This is a genomic window from Vibrio sp. 10N.222.48.A3, assembly GCF_041475345.1.
In the GTDB taxonomy this organism is placed as follows: domain Bacteria; phylum Pseudomonadota; class Gammaproteobacteria; order Enterobacterales; family Vibrionaceae; genus Vibrio; species Vibrio tasmaniensis_A.
Genome location: NZ_JBFRVX010000092.1, coordinates 1 through 607 on the forward strand (window position 1 = coordinate 1; position 607 = coordinate 607).

Annotated in this window: 2 protein-coding genes; both read left to right on the forward strand. The window is 45.3% G+C overall.

Annotated elements, in window-relative coordinates:
• Positions 1–209 (forward strand): SCP2 domain-containing protein (locus AB4653_RS03535; protein WP_372103341.1); only part of this gene is annotated, 209 nt, incomplete at its 5' end.
• The coding region (locus tag AB4653_RS03540; RefSeq protein WP_372103344.1) for a GNAT family N-acetyltransferase at positions 193–607 on the forward strand (415 nt) is incomplete at its 3' end. The genes AB4653_RS03535 and AB4653_RS03540, both read left to right, overlap by 17 nt.

The following is a 607-nucleotide window of genomic DNA, read 5'->3' on the forward strand; positions in this document are numbered from 1 at the left end:
ACCCAGATACGCTTTTCTTCCAACGTCGACTGTCTATTGAGGGCGATACCGAGCTAGGCTTGGAAGTGAAAAATTTGATGGATAGCGTCGATTTAGACTTATTGCCGACTCCTATGAAAACTTTGTTAAATCAATTAGCTGATTTTGTGCAGAAGGGAGTACAATCCCCAGATACACAAAGTGAGGTAATGAATGCTTATTCGAACTGAAGCACCGGCAGATATACTTGTCATCGATCGTTTATTGAAATCTGTTTTTGAAACGGATGCAGAAGCTAATTTGGTTATGAGCTTGCGTGAGAATAGCCATTTAACGCTATCGCTGGTGGCTTGTTCTGATGAAGGGGAGGTGGTTGGTCACCTGATGTTTAGCCCTCTTACTCTTGATGGTGACGATCATAACTGGCAGGGGCTCGCACCTCTCGCCGTGAAAGAAGAGTTCCGCAATCAAGGCATTGCCAAATCACTGGTTGAAGACGCATTTTCTACTTTGGTAGATTTTGGTTACCCAGCCTGTGTTGTACTCGGTGATCCTGCTTACTACGGTCGTTTTGGTTTCAAGGCGGCGAGCGAATTTGGCCTGAGTTGTGTTTGGGATGTGCCTGAAG